Below are 1,332 nucleotides of genomic sequence, written 5' to 3'. Positions count from 1 at the left end.
GTCCCGATCCCCGCCGCCGGTCCGCTCGCTGAGTGCGGACGGTCGACGTCCGGTAGACCGGACGGGTGAAGGTCGTCGGAGTCGAACAGTTGGGAGGGCCCGAGGCCCTCGCCGTCCACGAGGTCCCGGAGCCGCACGCCGGCGCAGGGTCGGTGCGCATCCGGGTGCAGGCGTTCGCCGTGAACCCCACCGACACCGGCGTCCGTGCCGGAGAGCGGGACAGTTCGCAGGCATCGCCGCCGTACGTGCCGGGGATGGACGCGGCCGGGGTCATCGACGAGGTCGGGCCCGACGTGTCCGGCTGGGAGGTCGGTGACGAGGTCATGGCGATGGCGCTGCCGCTCAGCGCCCACGGCGGTGCGTACGTCGAGGAGCTCGTCGCGCCGGTCGGGTCGTTCACGCGGATCCCTCGGGGGACGTCGCTCCCGCTCGCGTCCACCGTGCCGATGAACGGGCTGACGGCGTTGCAGATCCTCTCGAGGGCGGGGCTCGCTCCCGGGCAGACGCTCGCCGTGACCGGGGCTGCCGGGTTGCTCGGCAACTACGTGGTGCAGCTGGCCGTCGCCGCTGGGCTGACCGTCATCGCGGACGCTGCGCCGGCGGACGAAGCGCTTGTACGCTCGCTCGGTCCGACGCACATCGTGGCGCGCGGGTCCTCGTTCGCGGTCGCGGTGCGAGAGCTCGTGCCGGACGGGGTCGATGCGCTCGCCGATGCCGCGGTGCAGCGGTCTGAGGTCGTGGATGCCGTGCGTGACGGGGGAGTGTTCCTCGACGTGCGGGGGTGGGAAGGGAACGGCGCTCGCGGCATCCGGTTCGAGCAGGTCATGGTGTTCTCGGAGTACCGGTCGTTCGACAAGCTCGACCAGCTGCGGCACGCGGTGGAGAGTGGGACGATGACGCCGCGGGTGGCGGAGGTGCTGCCAGCGGAGCGGGCTGCGGAGGCGCATGAGCGGCTCGAGGCTGGGGGGACGCGGGGGCGGTTCGTGTTGACGTGGTGAGGTGAAGAACCCGTGACGGACGGGAGGCGCGGTGCTGGTTGGTGCCGCGCCTCTCGCTGTTCAGCGGTGGCGTTGTCCTTCGCTCATTCGTAGTCTGCGATGTCGCCAGCGCCGCACGCCGACTGCACCTCGATCGATACGCGTCGAGGGCTGGCGTTGATCGAGATCGATTCGACCGCCTGCCCTGTGGTGACAGCTGACCAGAGCGGCCGACCGTCGTCTATCGTGTCCTGCTTGATCGCGACGTCGTAGTCGTGCTGCTTCCACGTCTTCGCAACCGCGCGGACGAGCGACTCCGGATCCGTAGCGCCGGTCCGCTCCGGTCCCAGAGAAC

2 protein-coding genes are annotated in these 1,332 nt (G+C 70.8%); one reads left to right on the top strand and one right to left on the bottom strand.

Features of this window, described 5'->3' with window-relative positions:
- The first annotated feature begins 65 nt into the window (after positions 1–65).
- Positions 66–998, top strand: a complete 933-nt coding sequence (locus I5E_RS20165; RefSeq protein ID WP_022908571.1) for an NADP-dependent oxidoreductase — start codon at positions 66–68, stop codon at positions 996–998.
- A gap of 83 nt (positions 999–1,081) precedes the next feature.
- On the opposite strand, the gene I5E_RS25850 is transcribed toward I5E_RS20165, so the two are convergent.
- Positions 1,082–1,332 (bottom strand): hypothetical protein (locus I5E_RS25850; protein ID WP_042724113.1); only part of this gene is annotated, 251 nt, incomplete at its 5' end.

It is taken from the genome of Curtobacterium sp. B18, from assembly GCF_000333375.1.
Lineage (GTDB): Bacteria > Actinomycetota > Actinomycetes > Actinomycetales > Microbacteriaceae > Curtobacterium.
This window is presented reverse-complemented; position numbering and strand designations above follow the sequence as displayed.